Below are 22,049 nucleotides of genomic sequence, written 5' to 3'. Positions count from 1 at the left end.
AAATTATTACCTGGCTTCTACTGCTCCTATATATCGATAGCATGAGAATTATTAATGTACTGCTTCCAGTGACTAATGATTTTATCTTTTATTTTTTAACGATGACAAGGCGAAAATATCTCCAACGAGACGGAGGAACGCCGTGGAAGACCATAAAATGACCGTGGAAGGGCGCTGGCTCTGGCATGGTTTGCCCTTATTGTTTCGCTTTATAATATAGTTAATTGAATGTAAATAGCATGGTATTAATATTATGTTTACCATGTGAAGGGCGGATTTATAATAACCGAATATCAGCGGTAGAGGTAAAAGAATACTCGCGAACCCGCTGTGGATATGCCTTATGTTGAACTTGGCCCTGGGTCGTGCACTAACCTTAGGTATGGGGTTTGCCGGCGGGAAGGCTGCCTAAGGAACCTAACGGCCACAGCCCTATCGCCACCGAAAGACAGGGTTCCAATCTATCCCACGGCTTTGGCACCGAACGGGAACATCAAGGTTCCACGCCGCGCCAGACGTCGTGAAACCACTATTATTCCCGCACCGCGCCTATCGCGCCATCAGGAGATAAAATTCTTGCTTTGCTTCAGCACGACATCGCAGGCTTTGGTCTTGACCTTTTGACCCAGCTGCGAGTTGCTCAGATCGTTGAGATTCAACTGGCCGTTTTTACCGGTGGTCAGCAGGCCGCCCAATCCTTCCTGATAATCCTGGCTGTTGGCGTTGGGCGTACTGCTGATGCCCAGTTTGCCGAGCAACCGATCTTTTATCGTCGAGGTGCCATTGGCGGAGAGCAGGTTGTTCTTGACGCAGTACTGCAACACGCCGGCGGCATTGGTCATGCTGCTGGAGCTTAACGACTTGTCGCCGCCGTTCAGCAGGCCCGACAGCGCGGCCAGCGAACTGGCGTTATTGCCGGTGGCGGCGCCGGCGGTGCTGGAACCGTTGCCGGTGGAGGACTTATTCATCTCACTGACCGCGCTGTTAACCGAATCCATCCAGTTGCCGGCCGCCTGGGCCGCGCCTGAGGCCAATCCTATGGATAGACCGGCGCTAACGGCCAGCGCCATAAAAACACGACGGGTGGTGATCATAATCAATACACTCCTGAAATAGTTTGCACTGCGCGCCTCTACCGAGCGCGCCGGTTGTCATATCTGCGGTTAACCTAACCCACACCGGCGCCGTACCGCCAGCAAACGCAGATGAAAAGCCCATGCCGGGCGGCAAATTGAGACTATTCTCGGCACCAGGCTCACTCGTTTGTTAATGGCCAGGCGCATTTTGCAGCTTAAAAAGCAGGGGATCATTAGCCAAAATCGCCGGCGCTGGGATTAAAAGCGCATAATGTTGCGGCCTGGCGCCGGCGGCCGGTGCTATCCTGATCCCATAACCAAACACCATGGAGATCGTTGATGCCGGAAGGACCGGAAATTCGTCGGGCGGCCGATAGCCTGCTGGCGGCGGTGGCGGACAAGCCCATTACCCTGGCCTGGTTCGCTTTTCCCCATCTTAAGCCCTATGAGACCGATTTGGTCGGCCAGCGCATCGAAAAAATCGATACCCGCGGCAAAGCCTTGCTAACCTGGTTTTCCAACGGCCTGGTGCTCTACAGCCATAACCAGCTCTATGGCGTCTGGCGGGTGGTCAAGTCAGGGGAAACGCCGGTCACCAAACGCGACCTGCGGGTGCGCCTGGAGAATGCCGAGCACGCTATCCTGCTCTACAGCGCGTCGGAGATTAAAATCCTGAACGCCGACGAGCTGGCCGCGCATCCGTTTTTGCTGCGCATCGGTCCCGACGCCCTGGATATGACCCTGACGGTGGACGAGGTGATTGAGCGTCTCTCCTCGCCGCGCTTCAGCGGACGCCAGCTCGGCAGCCTGCTGCTGGACCAGTCGTTTATCGCCGGCCTGGGCAACTACCTGCGGGTGGAGATCCTCTGGCAGGCGGGGCTGACCGCGCGGCATAAGGCGCGGGATTTAACCGCGCGGCAGCTGCGTTGCCTGTGCGAGGCGATACTTGAGATCCCTCGCTTGTCCTATACCACCCGCGGACAAGGAGAAAGCGATAAACATCACGGCGCGGTATTCCGCTTCCGGGTGTTTCACCGGGCCGGCAGGCCCTGCGAACGCTGCGGCCGGCCGATCGAAAAGACCACGGTGGCGTCCCGGCCGTTTTACTGGTGCCCGGGATGCCAGCGGTGAGCGCATGTAGCATGTAAAAAGAGGAAAGGGCGTTTTTTTCAGCAATCGGCAACGACATCAGCCGATTAGTATTGCGCCGGGATGCGTTAACGGTATAATGCACCTCGTTTTCCGTATACTAACTTCAGTGCCGAAGTGGCGAAATCGGTAGACGCAGTTGATTCAAAATCAACCGCCTTCGGGCATGCCGGTTCGATTCCGGCCTTCGGCACCATTAGTACACAATCAGGTCACCCAAGGGTGGCTTTTTTTGTGTCCATATTTTTCCACTGAGTTCCATAGTCGTCTGTTAAATAAAGAAAATATTTCACCACTTTCTGACCCGTCGATTTCTTCCTCTTCCATACTGGTCGTTTTCCATCCATTGACATCCGGTCCATTTGGGGGCTTTAATGGGGGCTCTTTCGGTTCGATTTACACGAGGCCCCCAAAATGCCTTTATCAGATCGCGCTGCCCACAACGCAAAACCGCTCGAAAAACCCTACAAGCTCAGCGATGCCCACGGCCTATATCTGCTGGTAAAACCGGCTGGCTCGAAATTATGGCAGCTTAAATATCGCTACCAGGGTAAAGAAAAAAAACTCTCCTTCGGCGCTTATCCGCTTATTGGTTTAGCCAAGGCCCGTGAACTGCGTGAAAAAGCTCGCGTTTTACTGGCTGACGGCCTTGATCCCGCCGAAAGGCGCAAAGAAGAAAAGCTGGCCAATGCGCCGGCGCATACCTTTGCCTCGGTGGCCCGCGACTGGCATGCCAGCAACCAGCGCTGGTCGGCGGACCATGCCGCCAGGGTGATGCATTACCTAGAGGTCTACCTCTTCCCGGCCTTGGGCGATCGCGATATCACCGAGCTGAAAATACGCGATTTGCTGGAGCCGTTAAAAGCGGTGGAGGCGACCGGGAAACTGGATGTGGCCTCCCGGTTGCAACAGCGGGTCACCGGCGTGATGCGCTACGCCATGCAAAACGGCTTGATTGACTATAACCCCGCCCAGGATTTGGTCGGCGCGATTGCCACCCGCAAGGCAAATCATCATCCCGCGTTACCGTTGGAACAGTTGCCGGATTTCTTAGAACGCCTGGATGATTACGGCGGCAGGAAATTAACGCGTCTGGCGGTACAACTGGCGCTGGTGATCTTTATCCGTTCCAGCGAATTACGTTTCGCCCGCTGGCAGGAAATTGACCTGAAACGCGCGATGTGGACCCTGCCGGCAGAACGTGAGCCTATTGAGGGCGTGAAGTTCTCTCAGCGCGGTTCCAAGATGCATACGCCGCATCTGGTGCCATTGTCACGGCAGGCGGTGGTATTGCTTAAGCGGATTAGGGCGCTATGCGGCGATAACCAGACGTTGGTATTCCCGGGCGATCATGATCCTAAAAAGCCTATGAGTGAAAACACCGTTAATAAGGCGCTGCGGACCATGGGATACGATACGAAAACCGAAGTATGTGGGCATGGTTTCAGGACCATGGCTTGTAGTGCATTGGTGGAGTCGGGACTTTGGTCACGGGATGCGGTGGAGCGGCAGATGAGCCACCAGGAGCGGAGTGGAGTAAGGGCGGCGTATATCCATCGGGCTGAGCATATTGAGGAACGTAAGCTGATGGTGCAGTGGTGGGCGGATTTCCTGGATGCGAATCGGGAGGGGTATGTGGTGCCGTATGAATTCAAAAAATGACATTAAATTCGTATACTATTTTTTTATATAGAGGTGTTCTATGCCAACAAGAGAATTTTCAAATGCGGAATATAGAGATAGGTTTTTAAAAGGTGAAGAATTAAATATAAGATCTCTGGATCATGCGTTAGATATACGTAAGTTCGAAATCGAACTTTATTGGAAGAGAGCTACGTACTTCTGGACATTTATTGCTGCCACGTTAGCTGGCTTTATGGCTATACAGTCGTCTTCATCAACGAATAAAACAGATTTATCTATCCTTTTATGTAGTCTAGGTATTGTATTCTCTTTTGGGTGGCTTTGTGTTAATCGTGGAAGTAAATATTGACAGGAAAACTGGGAGAATCATGTTGATATGCTTGAAGATGCTGTAAATGGTCCTCTTTATAAGGTTATCTTATCGCGTGCTAATCCCAAAGGATATAAAGAGATTTTACATAATGTGCTTACAGGGCCTTCTCCAATTTCTGTATCTAAAATAAATCAACTTATTAGTTTATTTATTACTCTAGTTTGGTGCGGTCTTTTATTCTATTCCTTGCCACCTTTTAAATACTTTGGAAATATAAATTGGTATTATGTTATATTGATATCTTTGACAGTATTATGTTGCATCAGCTTTCTTACTATTGCTAAGACATATGGTGGCGGATATTGGCACAGAGGAACCATCCGGACATCAAGTATTAATAATGAAGGTGAATGAGTTGTTATTTATTAATTCTTCGGATCAACGGGGTTCACACTCAGAATTGATGCCCTCGATGCAAGTTTTTGCATCGATATTTTACCACCCAACCCGTGCTTGAGCGTTCATGGTTAAGAATCCACACTGATCAAGAAGCAATTTATGTACCTTATCAATATAACTTATACACAATGATTTAACCAATCATAACGTACTGTTCGGTTAAATCGAGGTGCCCTGTGTCAGGATACTTGTTGCCTTGCCTGGGCAGTGCAAAGGCTGAGCAACAAAACGACATGCGGGCGGCCTTGCATCGGGCTGCCGCCCCAGTATCGCCAGTACGTGCTGGACGAATTGCAAGCACGCAGCCAGAGCGGCTCCGTGCGCAATGTCGTCGCCTATTCTAGGGGCCGGGCACGCGGGTGGTTTCCGGAGAGTTTTGCTTGTTGGCAGGGCGGAAGACCACACAACCGATCAGCCATGCGCAATAAGCCGCCCCTATTACAATAGCGCCAACGCAACGGGCGAGGACTCGCTAGCATCCATCCCCCAACATGCGAAACCGCTTTCGCGCATATCACCATTCTTCGCAAGATGCTGCACATGCCGGTGAATGTTGGAGACCTTGCCACTTAGGAGATGCCGGTAAGGGAAGGCACATTCGCCCTGTATGATACAATGTTTGCCTTCGCTGACAGTGGCCTTTGATTAAGGGGTGCTGCCTCTTGGAGCTCCGTTCTCGCCGCGTGCTGGGGGAGTTGTATGAGTTAGTCAACCTCTTATTTATAACTTTAAATCATCAATTCAGGGTTTGATCAGTGCCTAAAAAATTGACAATTTCTATCAAACCATGGTATTTTGTATTAAAAATACACTTTAAAGTTTTGAGTCTGTAATGGCAGAAAAAATAACACAAATCATTAAGTAAAAGTATGACATTTGTTAAATTTAATCATTTTTTCTGTAACTCTTATGAAATATTGATATATGAATTATGTTTTTTATTATCTTTATTATAATAAAAAATTTTTGCCACTGTCATACAAATAAAAATATACACTTGTCAATGCATGCAATGATTGCTAATGTACTAATACTCTTTAGCGTTACGGGCCTTTTTTAGCCTTGTCGGGCGATTCGCCAGACACTAACTTATTGAGCACATTTAGGGTTGCGCTAGATACGAATCTACCGATCCTAGATTGCTGCGCATCAAGGATCGGTAGATTCGTATCTAGCGCCTCCTTTAGTAAAGAGTGTAAAGACGGGCTTAGGCTCGTCTTTGTTTATCTGAGAATGATAGGACATGGCTATCAATGTTTGAAGAAACGATAACTAAGGTGTTCAGCCAGCTTGATATCGATAACTTCAATGTTGACCTGTCCCAGCGATTTTTGTTTTTATGTGGCGGTATAATAAACGTCCGTTCTATGATTCCTGCTAGCTTCAGAGATAGGATCCTAGGTTATACCGCTACGAAAGAACCACAATTACATGATTATTTTGTGCTTGCGGAAAATTTCAAAGATTATTTTAAAGAAAATACTTACCCTGATTTATTGGTTTTCGAAGATGACATCGCTAGTATCTCTACACTTATTCTTATTTTTTTAGAAAGTCCTGGTTCTTTGGTTGAACTTGGTATATTTTGTAATAAGCCAAATTTTTATAAAAAGCTTTTAATCATAGCGCCTCAACATGAGACCGAAAAAGAAGATTCCTTTATATATCTGGGTCCGATAGAGTATATCAAAAGAAAGGACTCAACATCGGTAGCGATATTCCCTTGGCCTGATGAACGGGTTGCAGATTATGAAGAAGATCATTTATATGATCTTTGTGAGCAAATTAAATCCAAATTGGCATTGATTCCGAAGTCTGAAAAATTTGATAAAAATATCTCTGGTCATATAGCTTTGCTAGTTTGTGAAATTATCACCCTTTGCTTTCCTATTCAACTAAGTGAGATAGAACAAGCACTGAATAGTATAAATATTAATTCAAGCTCCAAGATGATCTCACGCTACATATATTTATTACAAAAAATGGGACTTGTTAAACAAATAGCATATAGTACGAATAAATACTTTTATCCTGCAAAAAAAGAAAATAAAAGGATTCGATTTGGTAAGACCTTAAAAAATGAAATCATAGATAATATGAAAATTTTTATGAGTGTTAGACAGTCATTCATTGACTCAAATGATCCTCTCTCAAGGAGACGTAAAACAGTATTGAAGCTTATAAAAGATGTTCTCGCAAAAGGGGACGAAAGATGAACATATCGAAGCATCTTTGTGAAAAATTAGTAATGGACGAGGATGAAATTTTTAAGTTTTCGATAACTGCGCCGTATCGTTATAAGGTTTATGAGATCCCCAAACGAAATTCTCCGAAAAAAAGGACTATTGCTCAACCGTCCAAGGAACTTAAATTCATACAGAGAATTATTATTTCTCTATTAAAAGATGTGTTGCCTATTCATGCAAGCTGTTATGCCTATAGAAAAAATTTAAGTATTAAACACAATGCTTTGGTACATTTAAACACAAAATATCTTCTGAAAATGGATTTTGAAGATTTCTTTCCAAGTATATCACCTCATCTCTTTTTCGAAATCTTGAAATTGACGAAAATACAATTCGAAGATAATGATTTAATTCTTCTTGAAAAATTATTATTTTTTAAGCCAAAAAGAAATAGTACATTAAGACTGAGCATCGGGGCTCCGAGTTCTCCTTTTATATCTAACTTTGTTATGTACTTTTTTGACATTGAAGTCCAATCTTTATGTGATGCTCATGGAATAAACTACAGTCGATATGCAGACGATTTAACATTTTCGACAAATAATAAAGATTTGTTATTTGATATGCCTATTATCGTTTCAGATATTTTATCAAAACATTCCTTTGATTCAATTAAAATTAATAATAGAAAAACAATTTTTTCGTCAAAAGGCCACAATCGTCATGTGACTGGTATTACATTGACGAATGAGAGTAATCTATCAGTGGGAAGAGAGAAAAAACGCTTGATTTCTGTGATGATTCATTATTTTGTGACCGGTCGCCTTGATGTTGACGACGTTTTGAAATTACAGGGTATGTTATCTTTTGCAAGATTTGTTGAGCCAAAGTTTTATCTTAGCATGTGTAAAAAATATGGATTGGTGAACATTAAGAAATTGAATTCCTTGCAAATAGCTAGTGGAGACAAGAGTAGTTATATATAAAAATGAAAACACTTTATCGATATATGAGGTGGCACAGTGGAGTATATTTTTTATGGTGATGAGAGTGGAACAACTGGCAGCGATCCTTGCTACTCCATCGGACTACTTGGCGTTCCAGCAGATAAATTAGTGAGTTTCAATGCATATGTTCAAAAGTTAAAGAAAAATAGGGGTATTGTAGGAGAATTAAAGTGGTCAAAAATAAAAAATAGCGCAGGCCAAACTAATATTTGTGTCGACATACTTTGTATGGTGTTAAAAACCTCGTGCTGTTTTCATTCAATTGTGGTTGAAAAATCCATTTATAAAAACTGGTATATTGATAGGGAAAAAGCTTTCTATCAAACTTATACTTATCTTTTGAAAAATATGGCCAAGCAATTTAGCCACGGGCTCAATGTATATATTGATCAAAAAACCGATAAATATAGCCGTCAAGGTGAAGTTGTAGGTATTATTGCTAATAATATGTTAACAAAAATTGGAGTGGCTAGTAATGTAAGGGCAGTAGAAATGCAAGATTCAAAGGAACATTTTGGCTTGCAAGTTATCGATATACTCACTGGTTCAGTTAATTCTGGATATATGAAATTTCTAAATAAAGATTTGGAATTATCAAAATCTAAAGAACTTGCATTTGTTAAAATGTCTGCAGTGTTAGGATGGGATAAATTACATTATGATACCTATCCTAATAAGCATTTTAATATTTGGCATTTCCCAATGGATAATCGAGCAAGGCCAGCCACTAAACAGATTAAACCGAATTTTAACATCGATCTCGCATTAAAAACTGACTTTTCACTATGATGCTATTGAGATTTCTATTTCAAGGAATAAATCCGAGCTTTTTGCTATAAATTTTTCGGATAGCACCCATTATAGTAAGTAGATATATTATAAGCTATATCTTCATTTAAAGATTATAATTATTTCTTAAATGTATAAGGTTTTTTGTAAATATATTTAATAAAATATCTTTTTTTCAATATTTAATGATCAATTGAGATTCAAGAATAATTTAATGCACCTATTGGCTTGTGTCATTAGTGGTTGTTATTTTCAAGATTATATTTTAGTAAATGATTTTTTCATTTTAAATTAAGTGAAATAAGATATTATCTAACTATATTTTAACAATATAAATATGCTGCTGATCAGATGATAATGGCGTATTTAGATTGAAAATGAATATAAGTATCCTCCCAGTCTGATTGTTTGCAGACAACTGAATAATGTTCGGATGACATAGGCGTCGTCTAGCCAGCAAGCTATCTCCTCAAAGAATCCGAACATGAACCATCACGAACACTTTTAGGCGCCCCGTGTGCAAACTTCACTGATTTTATCAAAAAAATACTTCGCGGGTGCTCAATTATCTGTTAACCGATAAGCGGCTTACTCCCCTAGAACTCAATTGCTGGCTAGCGCTCTCCTGCGAAGCAGATAAAAAGGGTCTGGTAATGCTGCTTCGCTACGGGCGCTTGCGTTCCTACCTCATCCTGCATACCGCATGGCAACAAAACGTCGCGGGAGTCTGTGGTTCGCACCCTCACGGTACTCCGTCTAACATGATGGATCCATCTGGTTGGCCGACAGCCCAATGATATTTATGCCGTCCAGGATATTCCGTTACCGTTTCTTGAAGTATGCCATATTGCCAGTGGTTATCTTGATTTGCTCGATAAAATTTTTTCGTATGCCAGCCTTGTTGTCCGCCAAGTTACCCGGGATGTGCTAGAGGAGATTGACACCGATCCGAAACAACGGGTCTGTTTACCTCCGAATCTGATGGTTCGCATTGTGTCATCGGGTGGGGTCCCCAAACCAGACTCGGGCAACAATGACGACTCAGGCACTACCAACGAATTTGAGCGCGGGGGTGAATCTATGCCTTGTAAACACCTCACACTGCCATCCATCCGAATCCAAACTCAGGCCGTACAGTACGTACTAATATTTATTTAAATAATATAAAAAGTACATACCGTAATCGGATGAACGAAAGCGAACTTAGTGCACCCGGTTTACGCTTACCTTTGCGCCTGAAACACTTGGCTCCCGATCAGCGGCCGGATGTAATGTCCCGATTAGAACGGCTGCCAATCGGGCAGCGCCAAGGCATGCTGGATGAATGGACCAAGCGGTGCAGGGTGGGCGGAGTCCGCAATACCGTTGCCTACTTGTTCGGATTAATCAAAAAAGTGCAGGCTGGTGAATTTCGTCTTTGGGCTGCACGGGACCATACACCCCGCGGCATCGCCTACATCCCACCTAGCGTCGTCCGTGCATTGGTCGCATAACATGCCGGTTACTTCGTCTCAGCGTATTTCCGCCTCTAGAGACGTTGCCATGGCACATATCGCCAAAATGCGCAAAATGCTTGGCAAGCCAGTTTCGGCAGGGAATCAGCGGCTAGTATGATGGCTCAAAGCATTTTCAGGGTTGTATGAGGACATTGTGTGCGATTGCGTTTTACAAGGAAGCCCCCCGGCTATATGGGGCCAATAGCATCATGTAGCCGGGGAGCCGACAAGGCCGCACGGCCGCGTCAGCCAGCTTTTTAGAGGTTGCGCCAGATGGATCTTGCGCGCTCGGGTAGATAACGCTTTATAGGTTACTGCAACGGCTCAAGCCAACTAATGGGCCGTCACTGCACCCCGCAGTGACGGCCCTGATAATTGCAGCAACAATGCGGGTTGGCGCTGTATCCTATTTCATGCTGCGCACATGATGATGCCCTGGCACATTGGTAGGGTAATGACCTACCGGCAGGTTTAAATGCCGGGATACTTGGCGCAGGGTATAAGCGCCACATCGGTCGAAGTTGCCATTTCACCGATGCCGTACCCATCCGGTGCCCATATCTGGCGTGTTTCGGCTCAACTTCGCGCGCCGCCCTTACCCATGGGTGAGCCTGACTTATCCCTGGCTTTATGCATCCATCCATCATCACATCATGCCTTTCGGCGCTTATTTTGTCGTTTCAGTTCGGCGTTATAAACGCCTGTCTGGCGTAGCTGTCCTTCCCATTCCCATCACTTCATAGGAGGTCATTATCCAAATTGTTTGCATTGCTATTCCTTGCGGCAAATACCGTCCGATCTTCCCACAGGAAGCGGGACGGTGGCCTCATTCGAGGCAACAGGTGATCTGAGCACCTGGCCCATGCCCTTCGGGGATCTCGCTTTAGCGAGTTGGCAATAACACTCACCTATTTTAGCTCAGGACAAAAAATACTCGGTTAAACAGGAGATATCGATGGATGATCTCACCTATACGCTACGCCAGCTTTGCCAGCGAAATCGCGATGGCAGCCATGCCACGCAGGCTGACCGGGTGCGGTCACTGACTTTAGTCAGCCGCCAGCTACGCGACGCGGGATTTCGGCAAATGCGAGCAACGTCGCTTAAGGGCAAGCATGTCGCGGTATTACTGGAGCGTTGGCAGGGTGAGGGTTTGTCGGCAGGCACGCTCAAGAATCGCCTGGCGCATTTGCGATGGTGGGCCGAGAAGGTCGGCAAGGCCGGTGTTATCCCAGCAGATAATACGCAACTGGGTATCCCTGAGCGGCGATTTGTCGCCAGCGAGAACAAGGCGTGTGACTTAGGTGATAGTTTGGATAAAGTGAATGATCCCTATGTACGCATGAGCCTGCTTTTGCAAAAGGCCTTTGGTCTGCGCCGCGAGGAGTCCATCAAGTTCCGACCCGGCTATGCTGACCGTGGGGATTGTCTCGTTCTCAAGAGAACATGGACCAAGGGCGGGCGTGAACGAACGATACCTATAATCACTGCTGAGCAACGAGACGTGCTCGATCGGTCGCATAGATTGGCTGGCGCGGGTTCGCTGATACCAGCATATAAAACCTATATACAGCAGCGCCATGTTTATGACGGACAATGCAAAGCGGCAGGGCTGAGTAATATGCATGGGCTGCGGCATCATTATGCCCAGGTCAGATATCAGGCATTGACGGGATGGGCAGCTCCGGCGGCAGGTGGTAAGTCCAGCCGCATGCTAACACCTACAGAGCGAGCCCAGGACGTGATCGCCCGCCAGACCATAAGCCGAGAGCTGGGACACGAGCGTATCCAGATCACTACTGTTTATTTGGGATGGTAGGGATGGTGTGAGGATTCACCTCTGAAGCGGAAAATTGCGGTCAACACTTATTGAGTTTTGGCATTAATAGCTACTTGAATTAAGCATTAGACATGGCAGTCGGCGGCAATTTTTCGATAATTTTTGCCGTTGTGGCAAGGCTTTTCTGTCGGCTGCGGCTCAGCCAATGTGTAGGATAACATCCTATTCAGAGCGTTGCGTATTATGGGCTACGATCCGTATTGAAATTTTGTGGTCACGAAGTAAACTTAAAACTGACGTACTGGACGAGCTTTTGAAGTCATAAGTAGTGCATGCTCCCGCCGTTGGTCGGGAGCGCGAATGTTTCTAACAGAATAACAGTTTATATTGCCGCAATATGCCCCGGTAGCAAAAAAAACACATTTATTACGCGAAAACTAAAAACTTAGGTCTTCTTACGCAATACTCTTTTTCTGCCGCTGGCGGCACGTTCAGCTTTGATGTTTTCCAATAACACTGCTGCGCTATTTTCTCCGCTAATTAGCTCCGGGTTTTCTTCCCTCCACTGTACCGTTAGCTCACCGCGAAACGCTTTCGCCAGAATAGACAGAGTCAGGTTGTTGACGCGTGAGAGGGCATTGTTAACCTGTTTTTCAATAGCGTTGGCGTAAGCGAAGAGTTGTTCGACGCGACGGACAATTTCGAGTTGTTCGATTAGGGGAGGAACATTTAAAGGATAAGCAGCGAGCTTTTGAGCGTTAATGTTAGACTGACTCACTCCATCAGTTTTTACGGAATAACAATACTGTTTAGCTAAGTGGCTATTCAGATGATAATTTAAGAATTCTGGATTCAGTTCTGGTAAGCATTGAATTCGTATTAAATAGCCCGCATATATGGCAGGATTTTCACTATTATATATAGACGTTTTCCCAACTAGTTCGGGGCTATTGGTACGATTAAAAAGAATGTCCTTAGGTTCGAGTTTGTATTTTTTTATCTCAACAGGATCCGATGTATAGGCAAGATCTGTCCAGTCGAGGGAGCCGCCCTGTAAATTACCCATTCTTAAAACTGGGATTAAACCCTCTTTCTGCGACTTTGCAGATGTGCCATAAGTTGGTTTTTTTATAAATTCTTTTAGTATACCATTTTTCCAATTGATGAGTTTTACCTGACCCCGCCAATCTTCCGTCAACTTCCCACTCACTGATGCAGCAAGCACCGCCTGACGAAAACGCTTCAGGATTTGCGGGATTTTTTCAAGACGAGCTCTGGCGCTGTCTACCTGCGCCAGTAGGGTATCGAGTTTTTCGGCGATGATTTTTTGTTCTGCAAGTGGCGCTAGGCGAAATGGGGCGTTTAAACCATCTGTTGTCCCAAGACGTGGCATATTAACGCCATAGCTGACCTCATCGACATAACTTAAGAAAATAGAATTTTTTAACCAATAAAAAATATATTTATTGAAGCAAAAGGGTTCTGCATTGATAGGAATGATTTCGGTCGTACATACACCATCTTCTTTGGCAACGATAACTTTATTTAAGTAAGGGCGTAGTTTTCCATATAGAACGTCACCATTCTTGAAGCTATTTTTTGTACTTTTAAAAGGCCTATCCGTCACCCTAACTTGATTAAGGAGCTTTGATGAATTTTTTTCAATATCTTCAAGTTCTAATACCCAGGTATCCGGATGAACATCAGACAAGATTTGTTTGTTAGCCTTACCATAATTGACAATTTTGCCCAATTGAGTATCTACCCACCCCTTTGGCAACTTCCTCTCGCTCATGCCTTTACCTCACCAAATGCTTCATTCAGAAGAGTGCGCTGGGCATCGGCTTCATCACCTGCACCCAATTCCCGCATCAGGGCATCCAGATCGCCCAGCGCCTGCACCAGTTCGGTCATCGCTTCGGCGGCCAGTACGTCCGGCTCCGGCAGGTTGTCGGCGTCAATACTGTCCTTATCTTTTAGCCAGGAGATATCCAGCGAATCGGATTTAGCAGTGCGAATCCACTCGCGGCTAAACTTGCGCCAGCGACTGGTAGCCTGATGCCGATCGGTGTTTTTATTCTCTTCGGCGTCGGCAATTTCCGCTTCTTCAGCATTAAAGCTCCATTCCCCTTCGGTACGTGGGCTGAGGCCATGCGGATCGTCACCGTACACCTTCTCAAACGGCGCTAAATGTTGTTCGGTAAACGGCGTACGCTTGCCGAAACTGGGCATATTTGTGCGCAGATCGTAGACCCAGACGGTTTCGGTACAGTTCTTATCCTGGCGTTTATTGGTTGGGCTGCCTTTGGTAAAGAACAGCACGTTAGTTTTTACGCCCTGAGCGTAAAAGATGCCGGTCGGCAGACGCAGAATGGTGTGCAGATTACACTTGTCCATCAGGTCGCGGCGAATGTCGGTGCCTTTGCCGCCTTCAAACAGCACGTTATCTGGCACCACCACTGCCGCACGACCGCCGGGAACCAGCGTCTCAACAATATGTTGCATAAAGCACAACTGCTTGTTGCTGGTAGGATGCACAAAGGTTCGGGTAATATTAGTACCGGCCGCACTGCCAAACGGTGGGTTGGTCATCACAATATCTGCTTTTGGCAGGTTTTCTCCATCGCTGCCCAACGTATTGCCAAGACGGATTGCGCCGCCGTGGTCGAGATTACCCTGAATATCATGCAGCAAGCAGTTCATCAGCGCCAGACGCCGAGTGCCGGGCACCAGCTCAAGACCAATAAAAGCGCGGTGGATCTGAAAATCCGCATCGTCGGTACTCAGATCGTCCAGATCACGGGTCTGTGCTTTGACATAACGGTCAGCCTCGATCAAAAAGCCTGCCGTACCTGCCGCCGGATCCTGAACCACTTCGCGTGGCTGCGGTTTTACACAGTGGACAATGGTTTTGATCAGCGGGCGCGGGGTGAAGTACTGCCCGGCGCCGGATTTGGTTTCGTTGGCGTTTTTCTGGAGCAGTCCTTCATACATATCACCGAAATCGTCGCGGGACTTACCTTTAGTACCGGTATACCAGTCCAATGAATCCATATTGCTCACCAATTCGGTTAGCTGTTTTGGCGCGTTAATGGTGGTATTCACGTTCTGGAAAATGGCATGCACCAGCGCATTCTCGTCGGCACCTAAATGTACTAAGAGATTACGGTAAAACTGGAATTGTTCCTGGCCGATGCGGTTTTTCAGATCGTCCCAGCGGTAGCCTTGCGGTAAAAAATCATTTTCCTGTCCTGTTTCTTTACACATTTTCAGAAACAGCAGGGAAGCCAGTTCGTTGACATAATCCTGATAAGAGACGCCACCGTCACGCAGGGTGTCGCATAGTTTCCAAAGTTTAGCGACCAGATCGTTGTTGTTCATTCGTGGTTCCGTGAAATAAGCAGCGGCCCAAAACGGGCCGCATCAAAGGATGAAATTATCGGGAATAATAGCGCGTCAGGCTAGTTCGTCCCAGATGTAATCGCCGAATTTACCCAGCACGCCGTCCAGATCGTCGTCGAAGGCCAGTTGCAGTTTAGGTTTACCGCCACGGCGCTGGAAGTTGCCGGTTTTGAAAACGTCATCGTCCAGCACGACTTTTTCTTTCAGCGCGGCGGCCAGGCGATCGAGCCAGGTTAGCTGTTCGCTGTTCCAGTCGTTTTCACTTTTGATCCGGGTAAGCGCATGGTCGACGCGTTCTTCAAACGGTTTCAGTGCATCGCCTACTGCGGCACGGCGGATGTGGCCAATCAGGCGCGCGGCGATATCTTCGTTACGCGTTTCCTTCCACGCGCTACGCAGGGAGGATTCTTCAAAATGCTGGCGGTCAAACCACTCCTGTAGTTCCACAAGGCCTTTACGAGTAAGATCGCGCGGGCGATTGATTACAGCCTGCAAGGCTGGTTGGGCATTGGGCGAATTTTTTACTAATTTGTCAAAGGCTTCAAGAAAATCTTGCGCAGTGTCGTAGTCGCCATACAGACGCGTGACGTCAATCACCGTGTCATCGATATCCATAAAGATGGGCGAATCGCGCAGGGCGTTGATATCGAGTTTGAGTTTTTCCAGGCGGCTGACAATGGTGGGTAATTTGTTGAATATTTCTGCGCTCCAGTGTGGCCCTTTTTCCCGCAGCACACGTGGCAAATTGCTGAAACCGGTGCCGGCTGCATTTTGACAGAGTTCATCAAGACGACGGAACTGGTGGTCGATATTTGCACTACGGTCGCGGTTAAACTGCGCCTGGCTAACTATTCGTTGTAATTTAGCGACGAGTTGTTCATGGCTGTGCTCGGCAAAACTGCGGCCATCGGCCTCTTTAATTTTGTAGGTTTCCGAATCGGTGATTTCATTGACCAGTGTCTGCAGTTCTACCTGCGGGCGCACCACCACCGGCCGCATGGTATCGACATCTTCCAGCGTGCTGTAGATGTCGACGGCGTCGAAAATACGAAAGGCGGTTTTACCCACTTCCGGGCACAAGCGAGTGGCGCGGCCTTTCATTTGCTCATAAAGGATGCGGCTTTTTACCCGGCGCAGGAATACAACATTGCAGATGGAAGGAATGTCGACGCCGGTGGTCAGTAGATCAACCGTTACCACGATATTCGGCAGACGCTCTTTTTTGAAGCGGGTAATCATGGTCTGGACTTTACGCGCATCTTTATCGGCATCGCCGGTGATTTTAATAATGGCGTCGTGCTCAAGACCGGGATATATCTTTTTAAAAGCACTACGCAATTCTTCTACAACGGTATCGGCATGGCTATTGGTGACACAGAAAACCAGGGTTTTTTGTAGCCCGGTAGGATCGAGATGGTTAGTCAGTTCCTGACAAACGGCACGGTTAAAACCGGTAACAATAATGTCGCGGTTAAAGTCTGTTACATCATACTGCTGCTCGTCTTCCAGCGTATCGTTAATCAACTCGCCCTGGTTACTCAGGCGTTCCACCTGCTCACCTTGTGCAAGGTAAATGCCATCCTGCGCACGTTGAGTGATAATGCGAACAGGCGGATCCTGGTCGATAAGGTAACCATCAATTACCGCCGTACGGTAGGTGTAGCGATAAACGGGCTCACCAAAAATTTGCAACGTATGCAGGGCTGGGGTGGCAGTAAGGGCAATTTTGACCGCATCGAAGTGATCGAGAATGCGTCGGTAGGCGGAAACATAATCAAGCTGGTTGCGAAATTCCAGTTCGCCTTCGGTCTGCTCTTTATCAAGAATATATCCGCGATGGGCTTCATCCACCACAATACAGTCATAACGGCCCACCGGCATCGTTTCATCGGACTGCAAGGTGCGCTTCACCAGCGACTGTACGGTCGCTACATGAATTTTTGTGCTGTCTTCCGGGAATTTGTCCGTCAGCCCTTTGATGCCGAAAATGCTGTTAAAGGTATTGCCGTTAATGCGGGTATCGTCAAACGCCCCCAGCGCCTGTTCTCCCAGCATACGACGGTCGACCAGGAACAACACACGCTTAAAACGTTGCGACTGAATCAGGCGAAACATGATGGCAATGGCGGTGCGGGTTTTGCCAGTGCCGGTGGCCATTGCCAGTAGGATCTCCTGCTGTCCTGAGACAATCGCCTTTTCTACCGCGCTTACGGCATCTTTCTGGTAATAACGCAGCCCCAGCTCGCTCATGCCGGGATTATCTGCGAACCACTGATTCTGTTTTTGCGGATCGCTGCCCAGCATGGCGGACAACTCTTCCGGACGATGCCATTCCGGTAATGCTTTGGGCATATTGCTGATATGGCGGATATCGCGATACCAGATACCGCTTTTGGTTTTCATCGCTGCGCGGTATTCGCGCCCATTGGTGGAATAGCAGAACGGAATTTTAAAGGTTTGACTGCCGCTGGTGTCCCGCCAGCTTACTTCGTATTCGGGTACGGCTTCGCGCACCTTATCTGGATGGTTATGTTCCAGCAGCGTTTCGCGTAAGAATCTGTTATCAAAGAATTTACTGTAGCGATAAGACTCGTTGAGCTTTGCGGGGACATCAATGTTTTTGCGCTTGGCTTCAATCACTGCCATAGGTTTGAGACCGACAAACAGAACGTAATCGGCATAACCCTGATTGCCTGTTTCATCCACGCCAGTAGGCCACTCGGCAATTGCCATATTGACACCTGGCTGCGGGCGGGCGCCTTTGGAGTAGCGAAGTTGCTTGCTGTCGGCTTCCCAGCCCGCTTTGCGTAACCGGGAATCGATCAAAAAGCGGCTCTCTTCTTCGGTCAAATCCAGCGTGCGTTTAATGGCCTGGTCGATGATCTGCCTGTGATATGCCTTACGTTCCTGTTCAGTCTGTCTGGATAGCTCGGCATTTTTCTCGGCAAGTTGGGCTTCCAGCGCAGCGACTCGGGCTTTGGTCTGGGCTTCGGTTTCCTGCTGCTTACCTTCCAGAATGGCGATATAACCGTTCAGTGCCACTAACTTTTGCTGTTGGGATTGCAGTTCCGCTTGGCTTTGCGCTTTCTCCCGTGCATTTTGCTCAATTTGCTGTTTGAGCGTAAGCAGTTCCTGGTGATAGGGGTTTTCACCACGTACCGGCAGGACAAAAGCTGGGACTGGGAAGTCATAATTTTTCGTGACCAGACGGTAGTACCAGATGCTCAGTCGAAAGCCGAGCCGCAGACACATCTGGGCGTCATCCAGGTCGTTATGATACTCATGCACCGCTAGGTTGCCGGTACGACGCAGTTTATGGAATACGGAAAGAATACTGCCATCGACGAAGGAAATTTTACCCAGTTCGCGCAACAGGTCGTTTTGGTTCTCGCAGGGCGGGATATTTAATAATACGCCGAGGTGTTTCGCCGTGGCTTCACCGAACATCCGCATCTTGACCAGCGTGGTATTGGGGTCGTCCGGGTAGTTATTCTCTGCGGCACAAGCAATGGCGTAAATAAAATCGTTAACGCCTTTCAAAAAATCGAAGTTGGATTTATTCATGCGCATTCCACGACCCAGACAGTCTCAGGCGATGCTGAAGTATTAGGGTAATATGTTACAAAGTGAGAATATTTTATATTACGCCCCCGGTGGGTATGCGATCAATTGACGAAAACACACCTAACTGAATATTTCTTAAGGCATTGTGCCTTGCAATCTTAAATTCGCAGGAGTGACTTGCCGTATAATAGCTAGAACAGGCGATTTAATGCTAAATGATGTGCAAAAAATCGTTTATTTCAGCATAATACCCCGTATTGATGTCTGTTAAAATTCATCAGGGAGAGAGTTTTGATGACTCACTTCTGATCAATGGGCTTCGTTCAACATCGATATCAATTGATGCAACCGGGAAGGACAAACATTCCCTCAACCTGAATAAGGTACTGATTAACATATCAGCGTTTCTGCTATATGATTCCAAGCAGGATGACATAGCTTAGAAAGGCTGATCGAAGTGGATGATTTAACAATTCAGCAAATCCATGACCGGTGTCTAGGCACCACGCAACAAGCCATTGAAGGTTTTGGGTGGGATAACATCTCGGTTGGCGTGCTAAGCGAAGCAGATAAAGAACGGCTGGAAGAGGGCATCGACCACAGCATCCTCAACTGGCCGTGGGCGATGAATCGTTACAGAGGCAACGCCGACGATGGCATCCTAGACATCTCCCTCAAGGTTATTGATCATGATGACCCGGGCTCGTTACATGCGGTCATTATTTGCAAGTATGATGAGCGGCGTGAACAGTTCTCTATCTGCATGTTGGAGAATTTTATCTCTGATGAAGAGACAGCTCTGACAGGTAATGTGCTGATTATTGCCTTAATATACTCAACAACATTCTGCAATATTATTGAATTTGAAGAGATTTTTATTCAAGATCCAACTCCTGATGCCAAACCGCGTTACAGGTCGTATGGCTTTGCTCAAGTGTGGAATGATCACGATAAAATGTCGGCTGAAGTGCGGGACATTCTGGAAATGATCCGTATCAAGGTGAATGGCGTTGATCTTGATGAGTAAGAAGTTACCTCTATGGCTAACAGGGGCTGTTTGTTAAATGAACAAAGTTGATGTAGAATTGTATGCAATGATAGTAAGAAAAAAGGAGGCGTAATGATCAAGCAAACTAAAAGAATCGATTCTGACAGAGCGATGGCTGCTGCGAAATGCTCCTTAGATTTCTGGGCAACTATTGACGGCAATAAACTCGCCAAAGTGGGTCAGAAAGAGAAAGAAATGGATATTGTGGGACCGAGAAAGAAAGTAAAGTCGGCCAAATACGCATAATATGTGTTCGTCATGAGTACATCTGACACAACAGCTTGAAAGATTGAGAGTTACCGGTTTTGGTAAGAGTGTCGAATCCTTTTACATAACACGAGGTGACTCTCATGCTTCTCTCTAAGAATCCTGCCATTAAACACAAAGTGGGTTTACTGAATCTCGCCGAAGAGCTCGGTAACGTGCCGAAAGCAGCCTGCGAAGTAGACTACCCAAAAATTTGAGCATTTTCAGCCTCGACCAAGATGCCCGACCGCTTACGGTGCTGACAGCTACTTTTGCGCTTTAAGTATCAGAAAAGGTGGCCGGCGGCAGTGTTTAACTAATTTGGGCCGTTTCGCCAGGGCTTCATCTGTCGGCTGCGGCTCAGACAATGCGCGCAGGGTAAAACCACAACCCAGCAGGGTATTCACATAGTTTTCTGTCGTGCGATGGTATTTAACGACGTCATTTATAAACCACTGGGTATGGCGTATCGACTGATCGTGATAATTATCCAGCGGCCAATGCTCACCGGCTTCAGTGGTGATCCATCCCACCGGCCAGGCGGTACAAACAGGATGTTCAACGCTGAAAATAAAATTTCCACTGGGCTTTAGCATTTTATAAACCTTGCGGCATATCCCCGAATAATCCTCGACGTAATGCAAGGCTAATGACGACACCACCAGATCATAAATATTGTCATCAGTAGCAAAATCCTCCATCGAAGTATGCTGAAAGTTAATGCCCGGATCATATGTCAGCCGTTGCGCCTCAGCCAGCATACGCGTTGAGAGTTCAATCCCCGTGACATGGGCGGCGCCCTTGGCCCGGGCGTAACGTGCAAAATCGCCAAAACCGCTACCAAGATCGAGCACGTTCAAATGGCTCAGTTCCGGCAATAACGCGCGGATCGCAGGTAGCTCCAACGTGCCGTTCAGGCCGGAGTCCTTCTGGCGTAATGTCTTATACCCTTCGAAAAAGTCGGGATCATCGTACACATTTTGTTGGGATAAATCGTTGTGCGACGCAGTCATGATACAAGTCTCCTTTGTGGTCGGTTACGTCAGCTTGCTCTGATGCTAATGAAATCAGTGGAGGGAAGCACTATTTTGATCGATGATATACCTATCAATATTTATCCGGGAGAGGGCGTTGATGACACGCATCGCGATCGATTTACCTGAAGAAGATCTCCGGCAATGGGATAATCTGGCCGCTATACGCCATCTCTCCCGTGCAGGGGTAAATCAGGCAAGCTTTGTCCAGCTATCTAGCAGATAATCGTGCCGGTAATAATGATAATGCGTTTGGCCTATGGGCTAATAGCAACACTGACGGAATTCTCTATGAAAGTCAGGTCCGCAATCATGACTGGGAATAAGTGTTTGATGGGCTTCGTTCGACATCGCTACCAGTTTTAAAATGGCGTTGAAAAATGCCTCGCAATCTGGTTTGACCAGTGCTAAATTCAGCGTTGAAACATGTCGGCTCCGCCCTACTTAACAAATTGGGGGCCTTTTGGGGGGCCTCAATTGAAAGTCATTCTAACTAACTTATTAAAATTAAATAATTATTTGGCTGTTCGAGTCCGGCCTTCGCACCATTAGTACACAATCAGGTCACCCAAGGGTGGCTTTTTTTATGCCTAAAATCCAGTCCCCGCAAGGCTTCCCGCGCTTTTTCAGTGTAAGCGTACGCCCAGAGCCGTCTGTTAATTACCCGTCAAGTTGTCGAAGATGATGTCCATCATTTTTTTTAATGGACGCTACTCATGAAACAAACCCCCGTAAAACCCTCAAGACGTCGTCCCAATTTCCCGCTGGACTTCAAAATCTGCCTGGTTGAGCAAGCGCTCCAGCCCGGCGTATCCATTGCGAAGCTGGCACGGGATAACGGTATCAATGACAATCT

The 22,049-nt window shown here is 46.8% G+C and carries 14 protein-coding genes, 1 tRNA gene and 1 pseudogene; 11 read left to right on the top strand and 5 right to left on the bottom strand.

Annotated features, from left to right (window positions below):
- Positions 1-560 precede the first annotated feature (560 nt).
- Entirely contained in the window at positions 561-1,094 is a 534-nt protein-coding gene (locus GRH90_RS20305) for a YjjA family protein (protein ID WP_162367789.1), read from the bottom strand.
- Between the two features lie 321 nt (positions 1,095-1,415).
- Between GRH90_RS20305 and nei the strand changes: the two genes are divergently transcribed.
- The 8 genes and pseudogenes from nei (at position 1,416) to GRH90_RS20265 (ending at position 11,938) form a co-directional block, all read left to right on the top strand.
- Positions 1,416-2,207, top strand: a complete 792-nt coding sequence (gene nei, locus GRH90_RS20300; RefSeq protein WP_162367788.1) for an endonuclease VIII — start codon at positions 1,416-1,418, stop codon at positions 2,205-2,207.
- A gap of 129 nt (positions 2,208-2,336) precedes the next feature.
- A tRNA-Leu gene (locus GRH90_RS20295) sits at positions 2,337-2,421 on the top strand.
- Positions 2,422-2,639: 218 nt separating this feature from the next.
- Positions 2,640-3,887, top strand: coding sequence for a tyrosine-type recombinase/integrase (locus tag GRH90_RS20290; RefSeq protein ID WP_162367787.1), 1,248 nt, complete (start codon positions 2,640-2,642; stop codon positions 3,885-3,887).
- A gap of 40 nt (positions 3,888-3,927) precedes the next feature.
- A pseudogene (locus GRH90_RS26840) lies at positions 3,928-4,596 on the top strand (RipA family octameric membrane protein).
- Between the two features lie 1,298 nt (positions 4,597-5,894).
- Entirely contained in the window at positions 5,895-6,857 is a 963-nt protein-coding gene (locus tag GRH90_RS20280; protein WP_162367786.1) for a retron St85 family effector protein, read from the top strand.
- Positions 6,854-7,813 carry a retron St85 family RNA-directed DNA polymerase gene (locus tag GRH90_RS20275; RefSeq protein ID WP_162367785.1) on the top strand — a complete coding sequence of 320 codons (960 nt, stop codon included), beginning with the start codon at positions 6,854-6,856 and terminating at the stop codon, positions 7,811-7,813. Before GRH90_RS20280 ends, GRH90_RS20275 begins: the two co-directional genes overlap by 4 nt.
- A gap of 36 nt (positions 7,814-7,849) precedes the next feature.
- Complete coding sequence (locus GRH90_RS20270; protein ID WP_162367784.1) at positions 7,850-8,623, top strand: DUF3800 domain-containing protein; 774 nt, start codon at positions 7,850-7,852, stop codon at positions 8,621-8,623.
- Positions 8,624-11,074: 2,451 nt separating this feature from the next.
- Positions 11,075-11,938, top strand: coding sequence for a phage integrase N-terminal domain-containing protein (locus GRH90_RS20265; protein WP_162367783.1), 864 nt, complete (start codon positions 11,075-11,077; stop codon positions 11,936-11,938).
- A 406-nt stretch (positions 11,939-12,344) separates the two neighbouring features.
- Here GRH90_RS20265 and GRH90_RS20260 read toward each other — a convergent pair whose 3' ends face one another.
- From GRH90_RS20260 to hsdR, 3 genes are all read right to left on the bottom strand, one after another.
- On the bottom strand, positions 12,345-13,694 hold the full coding sequence (locus GRH90_RS20260) for a restriction endonuclease subunit S (RefSeq protein ID WP_162367782.1): 1,350 nt from the start codon (positions 13,692-13,694) through the stop codon (positions 12,345-12,347).
- Positions 13,691-15,280 (bottom strand): N-6 DNA methylase, encoded by a 1,590-nt coding sequence (locus GRH90_RS20255; protein ID WP_162367781.1) that lies wholly within the window; start codon positions 15,278-15,280, stop codon positions 13,691-13,693. Before GRH90_RS20255 ends, GRH90_RS20260 begins: the two co-directional genes overlap by 4 nt.
- 75 nt (positions 15,281-15,355) lie before the next feature.
- Positions 15,356-18,865: a type I restriction-modification system endonuclease gene (gene hsdR, locus GRH90_RS20250; RefSeq protein WP_162367780.1), complete on the bottom strand. Its 3,510-nt coding sequence runs from the start codon at positions 18,863-18,865 to the stop codon at positions 15,356-15,358.
- A gap of 457 nt (positions 18,866-19,322) precedes the next feature.
- Between hsdR and GRH90_RS20245 the strand changes: the two genes are divergently transcribed.
- Both GRH90_RS20245 and GRH90_RS25980 read left to right on the top strand, forming a co-directional pair.
- A complete protein-coding gene (locus tag GRH90_RS20245; RefSeq protein WP_162367779.1) occupies positions 19,323-19,892 on the top strand; it encodes a hypothetical protein in 570 nt (189 codons plus the stop codon).
- 93 nt (positions 19,893-19,985) lie between these two features.
- Positions 19,986-20,159 (top strand): hypothetical protein, encoded by a 174-nt coding sequence (locus tag GRH90_RS25980; RefSeq protein ID WP_178113282.1) that lies wholly within the window; start codon positions 19,986-19,988, stop codon positions 20,157-20,159.
- Positions 20,160-20,425: 266 nt separating this feature from the next.
- On the opposite strand, the gene GRH90_RS20240 is transcribed toward GRH90_RS25980, so the two are convergent.
- Positions 20,426-21,172, bottom strand: coding sequence for a class I SAM-dependent methyltransferase (locus GRH90_RS20240; RefSeq protein WP_162367778.1), 747 nt, complete (start codon positions 21,170-21,172; stop codon positions 20,426-20,428).
- Between the two features lie 737 nt (positions 21,173-21,909).
- Here GRH90_RS20240 and GRH90_RS20235 point away from each other — a divergent pair.
- On the top strand, positions 21,910-22,049 hold a 140-nt coding region (locus tag GRH90_RS20235), incomplete at its 3' end, for a transposase (RefSeq protein ID WP_162367777.1).

Source organism: Acerihabitans arboris, from assembly GCF_010131535.1.
Taxonomy (GTDB): domain Bacteria; phylum Pseudomonadota; class Gammaproteobacteria; order Enterobacterales; family Enterobacteriaceae; genus Acerihabitans; species Acerihabitans arboris.
The sequence above is the reverse complement of the archived record's forward strand: the minus strand, read 5'-3'. Positions and strand labels throughout refer to the sequence as shown.

Bases quoted from the DNA above. Each gene is read 5' to 3' on its own strand.
- GRH90_RS20240 (WP_162367778.1), bottom strand. From the start codon at position 21,172: ATGACTGCGTCGCACAACGATTTATCCCAACAAAATGTGTACGATGAT.
- GRH90_RS20275 (WP_162367785.1), top strand. From the start codon at position 6,854: ATGAACATATCGAAGCATCTTTGTGAAAAATTAGTAATGGACGAGGAT.
- nei (WP_162367788.1), top strand. From the start codon at position 1,416: ATGCCGGAAGGACCGGAAATTCGTCGGGCGGCCGATAGCCTGCTGGCG.
- GRH90_RS20290 (WP_162367787.1), top strand. From the start codon at position 2,640: ATGCCTTTATCAGATCGCGCTGCCCACAACGCAAAACCGCTCGAAAAA.
- GRH90_RS20265 (WP_162367783.1), top strand. From the start codon at position 11,075: ATGGATGATCTCACCTATACGCTACGCCAGCTTTGCCAGCGAAATCGC.
- GRH90_RS20305 (WP_162367789.1), bottom strand. From the start codon at position 1,094: ATGATCACCACCCGTCGTGTTTTTATGGCGCTGGCCGTTAGCGCCGGT.
- GRH90_RS20280 (WP_162367786.1), top strand. From the start codon at position 5,895: ATGTTTGAAGAAACGATAACTAAGGTGTTCAGCCAGCTTGATATCGAT.
- GRH90_RS20260 (WP_162367782.1), bottom strand. From the start codon at position 13,694: ATGAGCGAGAGGAAGTTGCCAAAGGGGTGGGTAGATACTCAATTGGGC.
- hsdR (WP_162367780.1), bottom strand. From the start codon at position 18,865: ATGAATAAATCCAACTTCGATTTTTTGAAAGGCGTTAACGATTTTATT.
- GRH90_RS20255 (WP_162367781.1), bottom strand. From the start codon at position 15,280: ATGAACAACAACGATCTGGTCGCTAAACTTTGGAAACTATGCGACACC.
- GRH90_RS25980 (WP_178113282.1), top strand. From the start codon at position 19,986: ATGATCAAGCAAACTAAAAGAATCGATTCTGACAGAGCGATGGCTGCT.